Raw genomic sequence first — 16852 nt, 5'->3', positions numbered from 1 at the left:
AAAAGTGCTAAAAAAACGAATTTATGTTTTTCTTTGTATTCGATTTAACACTATAACACCCAGATTCAACTGCAGTATCTGAGCTTGTCACCTCTATTTTATTTTCTCCAATTTTTCTTTTTAATGTGACGTCACCATTTGCTGTTTTAATTTCTAATGTAACAAATTCATAACCTTCGTTGGCATCAATGACTTTTGAAGGGTGATTTGCTTTAGGCATTGCTCCTAAAGCATAATCCAAGCAAGCCATTATAAAACTTTTTCCTGTATTGGAAGGACCAATGATAAGGTTAAATCCTCGAATAAAATCGATAGAAGAACTCTTATGCCCTCCGCCAGATACAATTAATTTTTTAAAATAAAATCTATTCATGGGAATCCTCCTGTAAAGAACGGAGTGTGTATTGATTGATTTCTTTTAGCATACGTGATTCTGAAAGTTTGTATGCGTTAATAACGGTTTCAACAGCCAACCTATATTCTTCAGCGTATGGCGCGGTAATTCCATCAGCAAAATTAAGACCTACAGCATTTATTTTAAAAAGATACCCCTTTTTGGATAACTTAAAATCTAGAAGCCGTTCGATCACTAAGTCCTTTACTGCTTCCCATACAACAGATTTTCTTGCTAGAAATTCACTGAATCTATATTCCCCGTATCCATGTAAATTTTCATCCAATAATCCGAAATCTGCAGCATATACAGCAATAAAGTCTATTTCGCATATTTGCATTATGTTTAAAGTATGACTTCTAACTCTACTTAATAAAAGTAAGATGCGTAAAGCCATTTCAAATGTTGAGCTAATTGCTTTTGTATTATTCATGCTTTTCCTTTATCCACCTTATTTTATGGTCGTTTACAAGATGGTGACACACACCTTTTTTGATTTTTCCGCTAATCCAGAATGGGGACGAACTTAAAAGGTAGTTTGGAACTGGCAATGCTACGGCAAGTTCCATTACGGAAAGCATTCGTTCGTACCCATTAGGGTGGGATTTTCGGACAGTATCTTTTACTCCATCTAGGACTTCCTCTTTAAGGACATCGAACTGGTTAGCGAGATTTTTACCGTGCAGCTCTAAAACACCTCTTTGGATAGAAACAGCAGCATAGAAATCAATCCGACGATCATTAAGGTCCTCGAAATAATCTGGGTATTTGTCTAGATCAGTTGCAGAAAACATCGGAAGATTTTCTGCATCACCATAGGCCCTGAATAATTCTTCAATATACTGTTTTTCATTTTCAGTTGCTTTCTTTGGAACCGGTACAGAGATCGGCCGAGGGAGGCACTTTATTTTTTCCTCTATATCATTAATTACTGACAAATCAACTTTTAGTTGTGAAACATCGTTTGATGAGGTGTTGTCGGTAAGTGCCAATATGATTTCTTCAAATAAGTCTGCACAGGCGTCATCTACATACTCATCATTTATACCATTACTTTCCAACCATTTTTTTATACCGTCATATGAATTAAATTCGTCATCCTGATGTGCAATCCAGGCCGAGAACTTTTTTTTGTCGCGATAATCATATATGTATTTGGCATCACTAGGGGTAAAGTTACGTTTACCTTGTATATATCGATATTTTGTGTCACGTTTTTTCCCAAGAACAGGGCATGAATCCAAAGCGGAATCTTGAATAAAATTTCCAATTAATTCATTGAAATATTGTTCTTTTTTCAAGCGTCCCGAACAAAAAGGGTATAAGCCATTGGCGAAATCTGAAAATTTCAATTAGTGCACCCCCTTCGGAAGATAGGTCTGTCCGAATCTGTCCGAATCTGTCCGTCCAGTCCGATTTTCAAAACAAGCAATTTGGTAGACTGAAGGCAGATCCAAGAAACAAATATTTGAATCCCAAGGAAAATATCACAATTTACCTATATTTTATCATACTCTCGATAAATACAAAAAAAATTACGGATCTTTGTGGAAAAATTTCTGTCCCAAAGTTCACTATCGGACGCGGGAGTGCCCAGAGCGATGGGACAGACGGATAATTTAGCACCAGCCTACTGGGATGGTTGGCCATACGGAGCGAGGAGCACCTATGACCGATTACAACAGGCTGCCTGTGTGGATCTTCGCTTCGCATTTTGCGAAGGAGTCCGCACATGGCCAATCAAGCGAAAAGCAGTGTCAAACAGCAGTACTACATTCCCTTGGAAGTGAAGGAGGGGACCATTATTACGAAGGAATTTGAAAACGCGCCACAGCAGTGGTTGAAAATTGGAAATCGGCTAGTCCGTGCTATCCTCATACCGGCTACCAAAGAACAATATGAGGCCTATATGCGGCCAATATGGAGGGAAGATAAACGGCAGCAGCGGCTGGCCGAAAAACGGAAGAAACGGGAAAAAGCCCAAGAGGAACACCGGTATGATCCCTCCGTCCAGGGTTGGGATACGCCTGTTTCCTTTGAGCAGCTGTGTGAAACGGAATACGGATTTATGGATGAAACTGGGCAGGATAGTTTGGACGAGATTTTGGTGAAAGAGGAACTTCTGAAAGTCTTGCGTGAGGAGCTGGCCAAGTTGGAAGAAGTGGACCGGACCATCCTGAACATGGCTAGCAACGGAATCAGTGAAGTGGACATTGGCCGTGAGGTGGGCCTTTCTCAGAAAGGGGTAAATAAAAGAAAGCATAAGCTCTTGGAACAGCTTCGCGAGCAGATGAATGACTATCGGTAAAGGTTTGGCACATCCGGCTGGAAAATTTCTGGCCGGATTTTTCTAAAATCGGTACTTAAACTAGGTGAACTTGTCCTGTTAATGGTGAAGGGGGGAAAAACAAGAAACCTTCAGAAAGGAGGACAAGCCATGGAGAATGCACAAGCGCTTCAAGAGCGGAGTCAGGCTTTGGACCGGGAACTGGCCAGAGTGCTGATGAAAATCAGTGACACGGCAGAACGTGCGGCCCGGCACATCATGATCCTGAGACAAGAGAGAAAAGCGAAAGGAGTCAAACATTATGACAAAGGAAACGTTGGTCAAATTATCCGCTGAGCTGGAAACCTGTGGAAAAGCCCTTCTGAAGATTGCGGAAGCCCTGCGGTCCGAAGAAAAAGCACCGGCTCCGGAATCCCCGAAGAAAGAACCCGTTCCCAGAACGCTGACACTGGAAGAAGTGAGGAAAGTGGCGGCGGACAAGTCCCGGCAGGGGTTCACGGAAGAAGTCCGGAACCTGATCCACCATTACAGGGCGGACAAGCTGTCCAGTCTGGATCCGGAAAAGTATGATGCTTTCTTGAAGGACCTGGAGGTGATGGGCCATGCCGGGTAACCATGCGGTCCTTTCCGCTTCGTCCAGCTACCGCTGGCTGGCCTGCCCGCCCTCAGCTATAGAATGCGCCAGACTGCCGGATGTACAGAGCGACTTTGCCAAACAGGGGACGGAAGCCCATGCCCTTTGCGAATACAAGATGAAGAAGGCCCTGGGACAGAAAGGGAAAGATCCCACCAAGTCCCTGACGTATTTCGATGAGGAAATGGCTGAATGCACCGATGCCTATGCCCAGTTTGTACTGGAAACCCTGGCCGCTGCCAAAACGACCTGCAAGGATCCCCTGGTCCTGGTGGAACAGCGCCTGGACTTTTCACGGTGGGTGCCGGAAGGATTCGGCACGGGAGACTGCCTTATTGTGGCGGACGATACCCTTTCCGTCATCGACTACAAGCATGGGCTGGGAGTCCTGGTGGAAGCGGAGAAAAATCCCCAGATGATGTGTTACGCCCTGGGGGCCCTGGAACTTTTTGACGGGATCTACGATATCCAGAAAGTCTCCATGACCATCTTCCAGCCAAGGCGGGAAAACGTCAGCACCTGCACCCTGTCCAAGGAGGAGCTGCTCCAATGGGCTGAAACGGTGCTGAAGCCTACGGCGGAACTGGCATCCGGGGGAGAAGGGGAGTACAAGGCCGGTGACCACTGCCGGTTCTGCAAGATCAGGGCTACCTGCCGGAAACGGGCGGAGTACAACCTGGAACTGGCCAAATATGACTTTGCCATGCCTTCCACCCTGGAAGATACCGAAGTGGAAGCCATCCTGGCCAAAGCCGATGAACTGGTGACCTGGGCTGGGGACGTGAAGGAATATGCCCTGCAGCAGGCTCTTTCCGGCAAGAACTGGGCTGGATGGAAAGTGGTGGAAGGTCGGTCCAACCGGCGGTACGTGAACGAAGAAGCCGTAGCCGCCAAGGTGGAAGAAGCCGGGTATTCTCCCTATGAGAAGAAACTCCTGGGGATTACGGCCCTTACCAAACTGCTGGGGAAACGCCGGTTCGATGAACTGTTGACGGACCTTATTGAAAAGCCCCAGGGCAAACCGGTCCTGGTACCGGAAACAGACAAACGGCCGTCCATGCATACAGCGGCTGATGATTTTTCTAAGGAAAATGAAGGAGAAAACGAGAATGTCTAAGAATTATGTGAATCCGTGCAAAGTGATTACCGGGGCAAGCACCCGCTGGAGTTATGCCAAAAGGTCCGGGCTGCCATCAAGGCCGCCTACCAAGAAGGGGAAGAGAAACTGAAGGGGAACGGCCGTGTGGTGCCAGCCCTGGAAGCCATCAAGACCCCGCTGCGGGACGGGGACCTGGAACGCCCTGGAGATGATGCCTACAAAGGCAGTTTCTTCATCAACGCCAACTCTGCCACGAAGCCCGGAATCGTGGACGCCGACTGCCAGCAGATCCTGGAACGCCCCGAAGTGTATTCCGGGGTGTATGGCCGGGCCTCCATCAACTTCTATGCTTTCAACAGCAACGGGAATAAGGGGATTGCCTGCGGCCTGAACAACCTGCAGAAGATCCGGGACGGGGAACCTCTGGGAGGCAAGCCCCGGGCAGAGGATGACTTTGCTTCCGCAGACGATGATGATTTCCTGGCTTAAGGGAGGATAAATTATGGAAACGACACTGAAACTGATTCTGGAAGCTCTGTATTGCCTTGTTGCACTGGGTATTTTTGGATTCATTCTGGCACTGACTTACACCGACATCAAGAAAGACCAGCGTGATGAAGAAATCGCCTGGCATCGGGAAGAAGAGTATCACCGTAAACAAATGGAATCTTTCCTGAAATAAAGAACGGAAAATGGTGGCGGCGGGGCTTTATGCCTCGCCGCTTTTCTCGAGGTGAAGTTTATGAAAACTCTCAGTATTGATATCGAAACATACAGCGATGTGAACCTGGCCAAATGCGGTGTCTATAAGTATGCCGAGTCTCCCGCCTTTGAAATCCTTCTTTTCGGGTATGCAGTGGATGGAGGACCCGTGCAGGTCGTCGATCTGGCCCAGGGAGAATCCATCCCGGAAGAAATCCTGGATGCCCTGACCGATGACACCGTTACCAAATGGGCCTTCAATGCCAACTTCGAACGGGTGTGTTTGTCCCGGCACCTCACTGACCTGGGAAGGAGCTTGGACCCCTTTCATGACCAGCATCCCCTATCCAAGAAATGTGCCCGGTTCCTGAATCCGGCCGGATGGAAGTGTTCCATGGTCTGGTCCGCCTATCTGGGGCTGCCCCTTTCTTTGGAGGGAGTGGGGGCCGTGCTGAATCTGGACAACCAGAAGATGAAGGAAGGGCGGGAGCTGATCCGGTATTTCTGCATCCCCTGCAAGGAAACCAAGGCCAACGGCGGCCGGACCAGAAATCTCCCTCAACATGCCCTGGACAAATGGAACCTGTTCAAATCTTACAACAAACGGGACGTGGAAGTGGAAATGGCCATTCAACAGCGATTGCAAAAGTACCCAGTGCCGAAACAGGTGTGGGAGGAATACCATCTGGACCAAGAAATCAACGATCGGGGTATCGCCATTGATCTGGAACTGGCCAAACAAGCGGTGGCCCTGGATGCCAAAAGCCGGGAGAGCCTAATGGCAGCCCTGAAGGAACGGACTGGTCTGGAGAACCCCAATTCTGTCATCCAGATGTTGGACTGGTTGGAACAGCATGGATTAAAGACGGATTCCCTGGGAAAGAAGAATGTCCAGGAACTATTGAAAACCGCCCAGGAGCCTTTGCGCAGCGTCCTGTTGCTCCGACAGAAACTGGCCAAGTCCTCGGTGAAGAAATATCAGGCCATGGAAATGACGGCTTGTAAGGATGGACGAGCCAGAGGTATGTTCCAGTTTTATGGGGCCAATAGGACCGGACGGTTTGCCGGCCGGCATATCCAATTGCAAAATCTTCCCCAGAACCATCTGCCGGACTTATCCGAGGCCCGGGAGTTGGTGCGTCAGGGAAACTACGAAGCCCTGGACCTTCTCTACGATTCTATCCCCGACGTGTTGTCCCAGCTGATCCGGACGGCTTTTGTGCCTCGGGCTGGGATGAAATTTGTGGTTTCGGACTTCTCAGCCATCGAGGCAAGGGTCATTTCCTGGTTGGCGGGGGAAAGGTGGAAGTCCGAGGATTTTGCAGCCGGGAAGGATATCTACTGTTCAACGGCCAGTCAGATGTTTGGGGTGCCTGTTGTGAAACATGGCATCAATGGGAATCTCCGCCAGAAAGGGAAAATCGCAGAATTGGCCTGTGGCTATGGCGGGTCTGTTGGTGCTTTGAAGGCTATGGGAGCTCTGGATATGGGAATCCCGGAAGAGGAGCTGGGGAACCTGGTTCAGTCCTGGCGGTCAGCCAATCCCCACATCGTAGATTTCTGGTGGCAGGTAGATGGGGCGGTGAAGACCACCATCAAACAGAGAATCCCCGTCTGGGTGAATAACATTCGCTTTTTTTGCCAGAGCGGGATGCTGTTCATCGAATTGCCCAGCGGGCGGAGACTTTCTTACGTAAAGCCCCGGATAGGCGAGAACCGCTTCGGCGGGGAATCCGTCACCTATGAAGGCATTGGAGCCACCAAGAAATGGGAACAGCTGGAAAGCTACGGACCAAAGTTCGTGGAAAACATCGTCCAGGGCATCAGCCGGGACATTCTCTGTTATGCCATGCAGACGTTGCGATGCTGTGCCATCGTCGGCCATGTCCATGATGAACTGATTATCGAGTGTCCCAAAGACACCAGCGTCGATGCTATCTGTGAAGAGATGGGACGGACACCTCCCTGGGCGGAAGGGTTGGTGCTTCGGGCAGATGGGTATGCATGTGAGTTTTATCAGAAGGACTAAAAAATAAATGGGTATGCGAGCGAATCACATACCCATTTCTATTATTCAAATAAAAAAGTACTCTTCTCTGGTGGCGGCTACCTTCACCAACCGGCTCCGGCGCCGATTCTATTCTGGACAGTAATCCGCCCGACGGAAAAGCTGCAACCTGATATATATTGCTGCTAATCCGCGACGAAAATCACCGCTCCGCAAAGTGCCGGAAAGAGCGCTGCCCTGAAGCCTAGAAAGAAGAGTACTTTGGATTGATTATTTTATCAGGTAACTACAAATCAGTCAAGAATGAAAACTGTGATATGTATGTCAGTAAGAAACATTGCGGATCAGGAATGTAGATTTCCTGAAGGTAACAACAGTATACTCCCATTACTTGTGCCATTGCGATTCAATCATAGTCCATCCACAAAATAACTAATAGCTTTAACATACCCTGATTTATTTAGGTGAAAACAAAGGTTATATGGGCCTTCTCCATAAAAATAAATATCTGATTGTACATAAGCAGGCCTTCCATATGCTTTTAGAATCTGCGTCTTATATTCTCCGACAGTTACTCCTCGTGGAGTGCTAAGTGTTTCACCAGTTGGAGAAGTTGGGAAAATTACAGTTGCACCGACAACTTTATCAAATAAAACATCAACAGTACCTCTTTCAAAATAATAGGTTTTTTCTATAAATCCAGTATCAGTTATTGTTTTTTCGACACTATCAAAAGGACCTAATACTTCACTAATCGTATCTAAGTCAAAATCATCATCAAAGGTAATGTTTCCTATACTAGCATTTTGGATATAATTCGAGTTGTCTATATCATTGGCATATACTGGTACAATAATAGTAAAAATGAAGAATACTATCAAAATAAATGTACATACAGATGCTCTTTTGGTTCTCAATTTATCAACATCTCCATTGCTTTCGATTTACTGATTCTGTGTATATTTAAGATTTTGCGCTAAATCTTTGACAGCATTATATATGTATTCTTCATCGCTTTCTGGAAAAGGATGGATATGACCTTCATATCGGATCCAAGGCGACGTCGGTTGTGCTACCCATATGGTTTTATCAACAAAATTAACGGAATATAATGTTTCTGGCCTATAATTATTAAGATATATTCTTTTTGTCCAAATTGAGTACTCAGATAGATCTGGATCATATGTTATTGTATCTTTTGCTACATATAATCCATATTTATCTGTCGAACGTAACCATTTCCAACGATCTGGACCCCCTGGGTATATTGGTTTAATGTGCAGTTCAGAGGCAACACTATTGGCCAAGGCTTCAATAGGAGTGTCTGGAGGAATATAACGCCATGTATATGTTTCTGAAATCTTTCTAGTTATCGGATCTCCATTATCATTATATGTAACAATTTGCATTGCCATATCAGAAGACTTATATTTAAAGGATATCGCTGATAACTCTAGCCTTTTTGATTCTCCACTTTTACTATCTGTACATAAAGTCCAGACTTTGGCAATTTGTTCATTAGGATCATATTCAATAGTTTTAATGTCATAATATTGATTAAGGCTGCTTACAGAGTTATATAATTTCCAACGTGAATCTAATGGTGCTGCTAATGCCTTGGAGTAACCAGATAGGAATATTGAAAATAGAAATGCAAAAAATAGAAGCGATTTGGTTACGACATACCCTTTTTTCATGTTTAATGCTCCTTCCTAAAATAAAAAATACCCCTATCTATTCTGCTGTCTTTATAATACTACTAATTGCCCATAAAGTGAAAATATCTTTAAAAATCAAATAATTCCGGTACTCAACCCAGCGGGTTCTGTCCTGTTACAGGTAGAGAAGAAGATCTTCTCTAGTCCATGTAGCGGGATTGGAATCCGCTGTTTATTTTTTGAAGGAGTGATAGCGCCATGTTTTATGTGAAGGAACCTATTACGGACAATATGGAATTCCAGATGGGAATCACGGACAAAAATGTATTCTGCCGGTGTCCGGTATGCGGGAAGGAAGTGCCGGTGAATCTGGAAAAAGTCTTGGGCAATTGGAGTCCTTCGGAAGATGTGTACTGTGGGCCTCAATGTGGACGGTACAAAGGGCGGGCACTCCATATTTCAGGTTTCCAGCGGTAAAAGAAAGGAGGGGCAACATGGATTTTATCAGCTACACCTTTGTAAACGCCGTGATCAGTGCCCTGGCCGTATTCGGGTGCTGGCTCATCCTGCGTCCTCAAAAGATTGAGAATCGGGCGCTCCACAAGAGTATCGACAATAATACCAAGGCCCTGGAGGACCTGACCGGTCTGATCAACGAAATGCGAGTGGCCCAGGCAAGTGTGGAGACGAACATTACCAATCTCTGGCACCGGTACAAAGATCTGAAGGGAGAAGTGGACAGAATCCATGACCACAATCGGGATCTGGGGAATCCGCCATGTTTGAAAAAGTAAAAGGGATACTGACTAAAGGCCTGGATGCGGTGAAAGCACGCCTGAACCAATTCCAGCAGCCCATCAAATGGATCGTCATAGGGTATCTTGTGACGGTCTTTCTTTTTGTGCTTTCCTACTATGGCTTCTGGCTGTATCTGGCGGTGACGGGGAAAATCCAGCTGCCGGACCTTCTGGCCATGGTGCGCGAACTGGTCGGGCCTGCCATGGTGGGGTTTGTCACCTTCATTGCAGGCTGCTTTGTGGATCTTGACGGGAACGGCATCCCGGACCACTTTGAAAAGGAGGAGAAGAAATGAAGATTTTTATCAATCCAGGGCATATGCCCGGTGTGGACAGCGGGGCTGTTAATGACAAATACGGCGTCACGGAAGCCGGTATCGTGAAGGAAATCGGGGCAGGAGTCCAGCAGTACTTGAACCGGGTGGGTTATGACTGCCTGCTGGTCCAGTCCGACAATCTCTGCGGGGAGTCTCCCAATTATACCAACATTTGTGCCAGTGCCAACGGATGGAAGGCAGATCTCTTTATCTCCATCCACTGCAATGCGGCGGCAGCAGAAGAAGCTAAAGGCACGGAAACCCTGGTGTACAGTGAAGACAGCAAGGAAGCCACGGCTCTTGCTGAATGCATCCAGAACCAGATTGTTAAGAGCCTCCATACGGTAGACCGCGGTGTAAAAGAGCGTCCGGGCTTGGCCGTACTCCGTGAAACGGAGATGCCGGCAGTTCTTGTGGAGACGGCTTTCATCACCAACGAAGAGGATGTGCAGCTCTTGATGAATCGGAAGGATGAATTTGCCCGTGCCATCGCCCGCGGGGTGACGGATTATGTGGCCTGGAAAGGATGAGAGACCATGGACATGTGGCGGATCAGCGATGAATTTCTCTTAGGCTATCTTTTGGGCATCTTGACCGGGGTGCTCCTGTTCACCTTGGTCATCTGAAGAAAGAGGGTGGGGATGATTGAGAAAAAGCGTCTGGGTCTTGCTGCTTTGTTTGTTATTCTCCTTTCCGCAGGTGTCCTGGGCCTCTACGTATACCATAACAGAAGAGGAACTGACCCAGTTGGAGCAGAATATCAGCGAGCTGCAGACCATCAACAACAGATTACAGAAGGAATCCAGTCAGCAGAAGAAACGCATGAAGGAATTGGAGACGCAATTGACCGCAGCACAGACCGAATTACAGAAAGCCAGGGAACAGTCCAATCGGCTCGGGAGTCAATTGAAAGATCTGGAGAGGACCTCGATCAGGCAGGAAGAATCCTTGCGGATTGCCAACGAATCCTTAGCCGCATACGAGAAAGAAACCAATAGAACACAGAAACGGCTGAAGGCACAGCGGAACCTGGCCTATGGAATAGGTACGGTTTTGCTGGTGGCTTTGGTGCGGAAATGAATAGAGCCATGGTGGGAATTCCTGCCATGGCTTTTTTTGCATTATGGGTACTTATTCCTACCATTCTTGTCCTGCTACTCTTAGAAACGAAATTTTAGGAGGAAACTGATCATGAAAGAACAAAGCCAAAAGCTGCCATTGAACCAGCGTTTTACGTTAACCCTGAAAGAAGCCAGTCAGTATTTCCATATAGGAGAAAAGAAACTTCGGAAGATGGCTGCCGAAGACCCTGGCGCGGGGTTTTTGATTCATAATGGACGGAAAGTGCTCATCATCCGGGAAGAATTTGAACAATTCCTTCGCCAAACTTCGTGTATTTGATAGAAGTTGACTTATTTTGTCTTCAGAGTGATGTATAGGATGCCAAAAGAAACGAAAGGGGAAAAGCAATGAAAAGACGTATGACAGGCCGGATCCGAAGAGATAAGAAAAGACGGATCCTACGGCCGGGAGAGTCTGTTCGGATTGATGGTAAGTACCAATTTAAATACATGGTGGATGGCAAACCCAAATTCTTTTACAGCTGGAAACTGGAGCCTACGGACCCATTGCCACCAGGAAGAAAGCATTGCCGGTCCCTTCGGGAGATGGAAGACAGCCTGGAGGTCCGCTTGGTGATCTGCCCCAATGCCAACAGCGATTCCATGACCGTCCTGGAACTGGTTCAGCGCTATCTGCTTCTCAAAAAGAGTGTGAAACCAAACACATTGACCAATTACCGGTTTGTGGTCAATGCCCTAAAGAAAGAGCCCTTTTCCCAGAAGGCTATTGGGAAGGTGAAAATGTCCGATGCCAAATTATGGTTGGTCAAGTTACAGTCAGAAGGAAAAAGCTACAGTTCCATCCACAGCATCCGGGGTGTGGTGCGGCCCGCCTTCCAAATGGCCGTAGATGATGAAATCTTGTGGAGAAATCCCTTTAACTTCGAACTGAAAGAAGTCCTGATCAACGACAGCGTAAGGCGGGAGGCTCTTTCAAAAAGAGATATGCGGATTTTTCTGGATTTCATTAAAAACGACTCCCACTACAAGAGATATTATGAAGGAATCTTCATCCTGTTCCATACAGGGTTGCGGGTATCAGAATTCTGTGGACTGACGGTGAACGATATCGACCTGGAAAAAAGGACGATCAACGTGGACAAACAGCTCCAAAAGGGGAATGGAAAATATTACATTCTTTCTACAAAAACCAAAGCGGGGGCCAGGTTGCTGCCCATGACCGATGAGGTCTACCAATGCTTTGCGGCTATCCTGGAGCGGAGAAGACCGCCGAAGGTAGAACCCATCATCGATGGGGTGGGGAAATTCCTTTTTTATGATGTGAATGGACATCCAACAGTAGCCTTGCACTGGGAACATTACTTCAAACTTATCGTGCGGAAACACAACAGCATCTATAAATATCAGCTTCCCAGGATTACGCCCCATGTTTGTCGCCATACATACTGCACCAATATGGCCCTTTCCGGGGTCAGTGCCAAGACTCTCCAGTACCTGATGGGGCACAGCGACATTTCCATCACCCTGAATGTGTACACCCACATCAAGTTCGATGACGCCCAGAAAGAAGTGGCACTCATCCAGGCCCGGCAGCAGAAGGAGATGGAAAACGTCCGAAAAGAACTGGAGCAGGTGGGCGAGATCCAGCCCAAGGTGATCCGGTTTCCCAATAAGGCGTGAGGGACTGAATGAAGGAAGAGTGAAGAGTAAGGAACAGGACGATGTGGGTCCAACGATCTTTTGCAATGCCGTAGGGTCCGATCGGTGATCCGCCCGCCCGCTTACAGACCTGGGAACGGACGCCCCTTACGGGTCGTCCCTACGCATATCACGTACTGTACGATATCATTCCGTAGGGGCTACCCGTCAGGGGAGCCCACCCCGGCCGCCCAGAGGGCAAAAAAAGAAGGCCTGCAGTCTTGAGAAGATTACGGGCCTGTTTCTGTCCGCTTTTTTGCACAGGTCATATGATATACTGAGAATAAGAAAGATTTGGGCATCACCAGAAAGTAAAGGAAGTGAACAAAATGAAAGTTTGGATACAGGCTCACAAAGGGGAACGTCCTGCCAGCAAGAATTTTTTTGAGGCCATGTGCGGGTTTGAAGAACTGGGGGCCGAAATCCGCTTCTTTCATAATCCCTTGGAAATGCGGCAGGCTGAGCCAGAAGATATTTTGGTTGGTTATGTAGAAGCGGTCCAGCAACATTTGGAAGAAATGGGTTTCTCCTATCCAGACTTGGATTATCCGGCAGAGCTGGAATATTGTCTGGGAAGAAAAATCTGGAAATCCACCATCAATACCATTAACTCCCATCCAGAACAGTGGCCTGTATTCGTCAAATCCATTGCTGATAAAGAAATCACCGGCGTACTGGTCCGTTCTCCCAAAGATCTGATCGGCTGCGGAAACTGGGAGTACGATGTACCTGTGTGGTGTTCGGAACCCGTCCGGTTTGTAACAGAGTGGCGCTGTTTTATTCGCTATGGAAGAATCCTGGATGCAAGGCACTATCGGGGAACCTGGGAGAAAATACCGGATCCGGCAGTCATCAAAAGGGCCGTACGGGATTACAAAACCGCGCCAGCCGGCTATTCTTTGGATTTTGGTGTGATGGATACGGACAAAACTCTACTCATTGAAGTCAATGATGGATATGCACTGGGAAGTTACGGGCTGTTTTATATTGACTATGCAAAAATCCTGGCAGCCCGTTGGGCAGAATTAACAGGCACGAAGGATGAGTATGAAGATATTTAACTATCTGGATTGTTGAGATACAACCATCTATTTTGATTGGAGAACTTTTATAGAACGTTTTCAATCTTTTAGGTGGGCTGTTTTCTCCAACTGTTGACATATATAATGAAGGGCATATGTCTATGAAAAAACGAAGAAATAACGTAATGATAAAAAAACGGCAAGACCCACCAGTAAGAAAAAAGCGGAAGAGACCATCCCGGGAAGAAAAAGAATTTTGGGAAAGATATAAGCAGGTTCGCAACTTGCCAATGGATAAACTTACAGCAGACGAAATATCAACTTTATGTATTTGTTATGATGGGCCCACAAAGCCACTAAAGATTACGCCAGAAGAAGCAGAGCTCCTTTTTCAAAAGAAGTTTGTGGAAGGGAAACCTGATAATGAGGAAGTATGTCCAGTTTGCGGAACCAGAAGTGTTGTGAAAGAATTTGGCAAATGTATTGAATGCGGATGGAAAGTGGATGACAGGCAAACCGCAGACCCGGACATGAAAAACGGCGCCAACAAAATGTCCCTGAACGAGGCACGTGAAGCTTGGAAAAAGGGGGATGAAATTACAGGATGAATCCTTGCGGATTGCCAACGAATCCTTAGCCGCATACGAGAAAGAAACCAATAGAACACAGAAACGGCTGAAAGCACAGCGGAACCTGGCTTATGGAATAGGTACGGTTTTGCTGGTGGCTTTGGTACGGAAATGAAAAGAGCCATGGTGGGAATTCCTGCCATGGCTTTTTACTGTCCGTATTTTCACTCTTGTAAGATGATATACTAGAATTAAAGATAGGATGCGCTATTTTGTTTTTTCAGAATCCGGAAGATGTAAATCATCCTCCTCAATGTATTCAAAAATATCTTCCACAGGTTTACCAAATACATGAGCAATGTCCAAGGCCAATTTTAAAGAAGGATTATATTTGCCGTTTTCAATATTACTGATTGTTTCTCTGCGGACATGAACTAATTTGGCTAAATCACTTTGTTGCATTTTATGGATCCGGCGTAAGTCACGGATTTTTGTAATTAGATACTCCATGATTCAAGCATCCTTTTCTAGGTCACTAAAAGTAAGTCCAGCAGCAGTCATTCCAGCTCCTAAGATAATATTCAACAGAGCTTCTTGTGGAAAGTTAATAGGTGTTGGTAAAAAACTATTACCTATGGCGAAGATAAGAGATAACATTGTGGTCATACACATAACCTTAAAACCCCTATAACAGGATTCCATAATATGGGATTTAGCCATTTCATCCCTTTCTTCTTCTTGTCCCATTGTAAATAAAATAATACTTAAAATAGTAGCCAGTGAAACGAAAACTAAAGCAGTCAATGTGAAAATGAAAGAATGCAGGAATTTACATATTCCAGCTATAATCCAGCATATACCGGTAAAAGTATAATTCAAAAAGATAGACTGCTTTACAGTAACAAAGATCTTTTTAGACATTACGGATACACCTCTACTTTGGGAAATAGAATACATATATTGAAAATACATATTTCATGTTAAAAATATATCACATACAGAGCAGGCGGTCAAGAGAGTAAAAAAGCAACTAGGCGCAGGCCCGGCGCCCCGCCAGATGCACGAGCCCATCCCCGGTCGTCCAGGGGACAGAAAAGAGAAAGCCCGCAGTCGGGGTGATAGACTCACGAGAAAAGAGAATAAAGAGAAGCCTTGCAGGATGTAAAAATCCTACAAGGCTTTTTTCTTGCAACAAATGGCATGGAGCTATTCTTGATGAATGATAATCCAGTGAAGAAGATCTTGCTGCGAGAGTTCTCCAGAGGCAATTTTTAAAAATGTATCTGACAGTTCATCTTGTGTATAGGTGAGCTCAATCTTATTAAGAGCGAGAAACACCAACATTACATGTGCACCGATACGTTTATTGCCGTCAATAAAAGCATGGTTCTTTACAAGACCATATCCGAGACGAGCAGCCTTCTGTTGTAAAGATGGATAAATGTCTGTGCCTGAGAAGGACTGAAATGGTGCGGCCAATACGGATTCCAGTAATCCTTCATCCCGGATGCCATCAGTTCCCCCTGTCTCTTGAATCAGTTGCGTATGAAGTTTGATGATTTGATCTTTTGAAAGAACAATCATTTGGCAAGAACCTCATAGGCCTTCCGATTCTTGGCGATTAAACGTCTGGAAACGGTAAGTACATCTTCGTCGTCAGCAAGCTGTTCCTGTTCAGCGTTGTTGAACTCAACCAGTAGATAGCGAGGCGAGTTGTTTTTCAGAATGACAACAGGACCTTTCTCATCAACCATTCTGGCTACACGGGAAAAGTTCTGGTTTGCTTCTGTGATGGAAACAAGATTTTCTGTATTGACATTCATAGTTGATGCCTCCTTAAAGTTTGATGATTTAATTGTAACCCATAAATAGGATAAATTCAACCTATAGAATAAAAAACGGTACTGTGGATATCCAATGACCCATTGCAATGCCGCAGGGGCTACCCGTCATGGGAGACCGTCGCCAGGTCCGCCCAGGGGGAAAAAACAGACCTGCAGTCAAGGCGATTGCGGGGCTTTTTCTTGCAATAAAAGGCATGGAGCTATTCTTGATGATTGGGGGTCAGCCCATTATTTCAGGCATGAAAAAAGCACCAGGCATTTCTGCCAGGTGCTTTCTATTAGATTTTATTCAGCTTCTGGATGCGCTGGTTCGTATTGAATCCCATGATCGCCTGGATACGGTTTATCATGCTTCACTTTTTCGGTAAAAATATCAAAAGGAATCCCTTTTGGAAATGCATCACAGTAGGGACATCCCCGCATATCTTCCCGCGGATAAACCACATAATGCTTACAACACCTACATCTATTTATCGGAAACATATTCCAGGGCTCCTTCTTTTTTTAACAAAATTACCACGGTTTGGGCATATTTGCAAGGAATTTTACGAAGCCATGCAGCAAGTGCATCTGCTGTAAACTCATACACATTAAAAGGGGAAAAGGAATGGCAGCGGGGCAGAGTTTCCTGAGAAAGCGATGAGATTGCAAGATTATTTGCGAATCCTGAAAATCTCGTTATAGCTAAAGAAAAGTTATATGATTATTGTTTGAATAAGGATCATCTATCAGGGGGCCAAA

The 16852-nt window shown here is 45.9% G+C and carries 26 protein-coding genes; 17 read left to right on the top strand and 9 right to left on the bottom strand.

The window, feature by feature from the left end; translation table 11 throughout:
- Positions 1–7: 7 nt before the first annotated feature.
- Genes ACFER_RS11800 through ACFER_RS05835 form a run of 3 tightly spaced genes read right to left on the bottom strand, consistent with a single transcriptional unit; the run spans position 8 to position 1746 of the window.
- On the bottom strand, positions 8–373 hold the full coding sequence (locus ACFER_RS11800) for an AAA family ATPase (protein WP_227898294.1): 366 nt from the start codon (positions 371–373) through the stop codon (positions 8–10).
- Positions 366–827, bottom strand: coding sequence for an ABC-three component system middle component 2 (locus ACFER_RS05840; RefSeq protein ID WP_012938495.1), 462 nt, complete (start codon positions 825–827; stop codon positions 366–368). The genes ACFER_RS11800 and ACFER_RS05840 overlap by 8 nt, the downstream gene beginning before the upstream one ends.
- Positions 820–1746: an ABC-three component system protein gene (locus ACFER_RS05835; protein ID WP_012938494.1), complete on the bottom strand. Its 927-nt coding sequence runs from the start codon at positions 1744–1746 to the stop codon at positions 820–822. Before ACFER_RS05835 ends, ACFER_RS05840 begins: the two co-directional genes overlap by 8 nt.
- Before the next feature lie 380 nt (positions 1747–2126).
- Between ACFER_RS05835 and ACFER_RS05830 the strand changes: the two genes are divergently transcribed.
- The 7 genes from ACFER_RS05830 (at position 2127) to ACFER_RS05800 (ending at position 7145) form a co-directional block, all read left to right on the top strand.
- Positions 2127–2702, top strand: coding sequence for an RNA polymerase sigma factor (locus tag ACFER_RS05830; protein ID WP_012938493.1), 576 nt, complete (start codon positions 2127–2129; stop codon positions 2700–2702).
- Positions 2703–2831: 129 nt separating this feature from the next.
- On the top strand, positions 2832–3017 hold the full coding sequence (locus ACFER_RS05825) for a hypothetical protein (protein ID WP_012938492.1): 186 nt from the start codon (positions 2832–2834) through the stop codon (positions 3015–3017).
- Positions 2983–3294: a hypothetical protein gene (locus ACFER_RS05820; RefSeq protein ID WP_012938491.1), complete on the top strand. Its 312-nt coding sequence runs from the start codon at positions 2983–2985 to the stop codon at positions 3292–3294. The genes ACFER_RS05825 and ACFER_RS05820 overlap by 35 nt, the downstream gene beginning before the upstream one ends.
- Positions 3284–4432 carry a DUF2800 domain-containing protein gene (locus tag ACFER_RS05815; protein WP_012938490.1) on the top strand — a complete coding sequence of 383 codons (1149 nt, stop codon included), beginning with the start codon at positions 3284–3286 and terminating at the stop codon, positions 4430–4432. Before ACFER_RS05820 ends, ACFER_RS05815 begins: the two co-directional genes overlap by 11 nt.
- 15 nt (positions 4433–4447) lie before the next feature.
- On the top strand, positions 4448–4903 hold the full coding sequence (locus tag ACFER_RS05810) for a DUF2815 family protein (RefSeq protein WP_012938489.1): 456 nt from the start codon (positions 4448–4450) through the stop codon (positions 4901–4903).
- Positions 4904–4916: 13 nt separating this feature from the next.
- The gene (locus tag ACFER_RS05805) at positions 4917–5096 is read left to right on the top strand and encodes a hypothetical protein (protein WP_012938488.1); all 180 of its coding nucleotides are present in this window, start codon (positions 4917–4919) and stop codon (positions 5094–5096) included.
- A 60-nt stretch (positions 5097–5156) separates the two neighbouring features.
- On the top strand, positions 5157–7145 hold the full coding sequence (locus ACFER_RS05800; protein WP_012938487.1) for a DNA polymerase: 1989 nt from the start codon (positions 5157–5159) through the stop codon (positions 7143–7145).
- 389 nt (positions 7146–7534) lie between these two features.
- Here the strand turns inward: ACFER_RS05800 and ACFER_RS11430 are convergent, their stop codons facing one another.
- Both ACFER_RS11430 and ACFER_RS11425 read right to left on the bottom strand, forming a co-directional pair.
- The gene (locus tag ACFER_RS11430; protein ID WP_012938486.1) at positions 7535–8041 is read right to left on the bottom strand and encodes a hypothetical protein; all 507 of its coding nucleotides are present in this window, start codon (positions 8039–8041) and stop codon (positions 7535–7537) included.
- A 27-nt stretch (positions 8042–8068) separates the two neighbouring features.
- Positions 8069–8821: a hypothetical protein gene (locus ACFER_RS11425; protein ID WP_012938485.1), complete on the bottom strand. Its 753-nt coding sequence runs from the start codon at positions 8819–8821 to the stop codon at positions 8069–8071.
- Between the two features lie 219 nt (positions 8822–9040).
- On the opposite strand from ACFER_RS11425, the gene ACFER_RS05795 reads away from it, so the two are divergent.
- The 9 genes from ACFER_RS05795 (at position 9041) to ACFER_RS11270 (ending at position 14306) form a co-directional block, all read left to right on the top strand.
- Positions 9041–9259: a hypothetical protein gene (locus ACFER_RS05795; protein ID WP_012938484.1), complete on the top strand. Its 219-nt coding sequence runs from the start codon at positions 9041–9043 to the stop codon at positions 9257–9259.
- A gap of 17 nt (positions 9260–9276) precedes the next feature.
- Positions 9277–9576 carry a hypothetical protein gene (locus ACFER_RS05790; RefSeq protein WP_012938483.1) on the top strand — a complete coding sequence of 100 codons (300 nt, stop codon included), beginning with the start codon at positions 9277–9279 and terminating at the stop codon, positions 9574–9576.
- Positions 9561–9875, top strand: coding sequence for a hypothetical protein (locus ACFER_RS05785; RefSeq protein ID WP_012938482.1), 315 nt, complete (start codon positions 9561–9563; stop codon positions 9873–9875). Before ACFER_RS05790 ends, ACFER_RS05785 begins: the two co-directional genes overlap by 16 nt.
- On the top strand, positions 9872–10426 hold the full coding sequence (locus ACFER_RS05780) for an N-acetylmuramoyl-L-alanine amidase family protein (protein ID WP_012938481.1): 555 nt from the start codon (positions 9872–9874) through the stop codon (positions 10424–10426). Before ACFER_RS05785 ends, ACFER_RS05780 begins: the two co-directional genes overlap by 4 nt.
- A 217-nt stretch (positions 10427–10643) precedes the next feature.
- Positions 10644–10976, top strand: a complete 333-nt coding sequence (locus tag ACFER_RS05775) for a peptidase M24 (protein WP_143025783.1) — start codon at positions 10644–10646, stop codon at positions 10974–10976.
- 111 nt (positions 10977–11087) lie between these two features.
- Positions 11088–11297, top strand: coding sequence for an excisionase (locus ACFER_RS05770; RefSeq protein WP_012938479.1), 210 nt, complete (start codon positions 11088–11090; stop codon positions 11295–11297).
- 68 nt (positions 11298–11365) lie between these two features.
- On the top strand, positions 11366–12658 hold the full coding sequence (locus ACFER_RS05765; protein ID WP_012938478.1) for a tyrosine-type recombinase/integrase: 1293 nt from the start codon (positions 11366–11368) through the stop codon (positions 12656–12658).
- A gap of 347 nt (positions 12659–13005) precedes the next feature.
- A complete protein-coding gene (locus ACFER_RS05760; RefSeq protein WP_012938477.1) occupies positions 13006–13737 on the top strand; it encodes an ATP-grasp domain-containing protein in 732 nt (243 codons plus the stop codon).
- 122 nt (positions 13738–13859) lie between these two features.
- Positions 13860–14306: a CPCC family cysteine-rich protein gene (locus ACFER_RS11270; RefSeq protein WP_205407947.1), complete on the top strand. Its 447-nt coding sequence runs from the start codon at positions 13860–13862 to the stop codon at positions 14304–14306.
- A gap of 228 nt (positions 14307–14534) precedes the next feature.
- Here ACFER_RS11270 and ACFER_RS05750 read toward each other — a convergent pair whose 3' ends face one another.
- From ACFER_RS05750 to ACFER_RS05735, 4 genes are all read right to left on the bottom strand, one after another.
- The gene (locus ACFER_RS05750) at positions 14535–14777 is read right to left on the bottom strand and encodes a helix-turn-helix transcriptional regulator (protein ID WP_012938474.1); all 243 of its coding nucleotides are present in this window, start codon (positions 14775–14777) and stop codon (positions 14535–14537) included.
- 3 nt (positions 14778–14780) lie between these two features.
- Positions 14781–15188: a hypothetical protein gene (locus ACFER_RS05745; protein ID WP_041666190.1), complete on the bottom strand. Its 408-nt coding sequence runs from the start codon at positions 15186–15188 to the stop codon at positions 14781–14783.
- A gap of 285 nt (positions 15189–15473) precedes the next feature.
- Positions 15474–15851, bottom strand: coding sequence for a type II toxin-antitoxin system death-on-curing family toxin (locus ACFER_RS05740; RefSeq protein WP_012938473.1), 378 nt, complete (start codon positions 15849–15851; stop codon positions 15474–15476).
- On the bottom strand, positions 15848–16090 hold the full coding sequence (locus ACFER_RS05735) for a type II toxin-antitoxin system Phd/YefM family antitoxin (RefSeq protein WP_012938472.1): 243 nt from the start codon (positions 16088–16090) through the stop codon (positions 15848–15850). Before ACFER_RS05735 ends, ACFER_RS05740 begins: the two co-directional genes overlap by 4 nt.
- Before the next feature lie 128 nt (positions 16091–16218).
- Between ACFER_RS05735 and ACFER_RS11565 the strand changes: the two genes are divergently transcribed.
- Positions 16219–16479: a hypothetical protein gene (locus ACFER_RS11565; RefSeq protein WP_041666189.1), complete on the top strand. Its 261-nt coding sequence runs from the start codon at positions 16219–16221 to the stop codon at positions 16477–16479.
- Positions 16480–16852 lie beyond the last annotated feature (373 nt).

Origin of the sequence: Acidaminococcus fermentans DSM 20731 (genome assembly GCF_000025305.1) — a bacterium.
Classification (GTDB): domain Bacteria; phylum Bacillota; class Negativicutes; order Acidaminococcales; family Acidaminococcaceae; genus Acidaminococcus; species Acidaminococcus fermentans.
The sequence above is the reverse complement of the archived record's forward strand: the minus strand, read 5'-3'. Positions and strand labels throughout refer to the sequence as shown.

Coding starts and splice junctions, on each gene's coding strand:
- ACFER_RS05740 (WP_012938473.1), bottom strand. CDS start 15,851: ATGATTGTTCTTTCAAAAGATCAAATCATCAAACTTCATACGCAACTG.
- ACFER_RS05815 (WP_012938490.1), top strand. CDS start 3,284: ATGCCGGGTAACCATGCGGTCCTTTCCGCTTCGTCCAGCTACCGCTGG.
- ACFER_RS05820 (WP_012938491.1), top strand. CDS start 2,983: ATGACAAAGGAAACGTTGGTCAAATTATCCGCTGAGCTGGAAACCTGT.
- ACFER_RS11800 (WP_227898294.1), bottom strand. CDS start 373: ATGAATAGATTTTATTTTAAAAAATTAATTGTATCTGGCGGAGGGCAT.
- ACFER_RS05825 (WP_012938492.1), top strand. CDS start 2,832: ATGGAGAATGCACAAGCGCTTCAAGAGCGGAGTCAGGCTTTGGACCGG.
- ACFER_RS05790 (WP_012938483.1), top strand. CDS start 9,277: ATGGATTTTATCAGCTACACCTTTGTAAACGCCGTGATCAGTGCCCTG.
- ACFER_RS05800 (WP_012938487.1), top strand. CDS start 5,157: ATGAAAACTCTCAGTATTGATATCGAAACATACAGCGATGTGAACCTG.
- ACFER_RS11270 (WP_205407947.1), top strand. CDS start 13,860: ATGAAAAAACGAAGAAATAACGTAATGATAAAAAAACGGCAAGACCCA.
- ACFER_RS05760 (WP_012938477.1), top strand. CDS start 13,006: ATGAAAGTTTGGATACAGGCTCACAAAGGGGAACGTCCTGCCAGCAAG.
- ACFER_RS05765 (WP_012938478.1), top strand. CDS start 11,366: ATGAAAAGACGTATGACAGGCCGGATCCGAAGAGATAAGAAAAGACGG.
- ACFER_RS05795 (WP_012938484.1), top strand. CDS start 9,041: ATGTTTTATGTGAAGGAACCTATTACGGACAATATGGAATTCCAGATG.
- ACFER_RS05805 (WP_012938488.1), top strand. CDS start 4,917: ATGGAAACGACACTGAAACTGATTCTGGAAGCTCTGTATTGCCTTGTT.
- ACFER_RS11425 (WP_012938485.1), bottom strand. CDS start 8,821: ATGAAAAAAGGGTATGTCGTAACCAAATCGCTTCTATTTTTTGCATTT.
- ACFER_RS05750 (WP_012938474.1), bottom strand. CDS start 14,777: ATGGAGTATCTAATTACAAAAATCCGTGACTTACGCCGGATCCATAAA.
- ACFER_RS05770 (WP_012938479.1), top strand. CDS start 11,088: ATGAAAGAACAAAGCCAAAAGCTGCCATTGAACCAGCGTTTTACGTTA.
- ACFER_RS05780 (WP_012938481.1), top strand. CDS start 9,872: ATGAAGATTTTTATCAATCCAGGGCATATGCCCGGTGTGGACAGCGGG.
- ACFER_RS05745 (WP_041666190.1), bottom strand. CDS start 15,188: ATGTCTAAAAAGATCTTTGTTACTGTAAAGCAGTCTATCTTTTTGAAT.
- ACFER_RS05830 (WP_012938493.1), top strand. CDS start 2,127: ATGGCCAATCAAGCGAAAAGCAGTGTCAAACAGCAGTACTACATTCCC.
- ACFER_RS05735 (WP_012938472.1), bottom strand. CDS start 16,090: ATGAATGTCAATACAGAAAATCTTGTTTCCATCACAGAAGCAAACCAG.
- ACFER_RS05785 (WP_012938482.1), top strand. CDS start 9,561: ATGTTTGAAAAAGTAAAAGGGATACTGACTAAAGGCCTGGATGCGGTG.
- ACFER_RS11565 (WP_041666189.1), top strand. CDS start 16,219: ATGGGAGACCGTCGCCAGGTCCGCCCAGGGGGAAAAAACAGACCTGCA.
- ACFER_RS05840 (WP_012938495.1), bottom strand. CDS start 827: ATGAATAATACAAAAGCAATTAGCTCAACATTTGAAATGGCTTTACGC.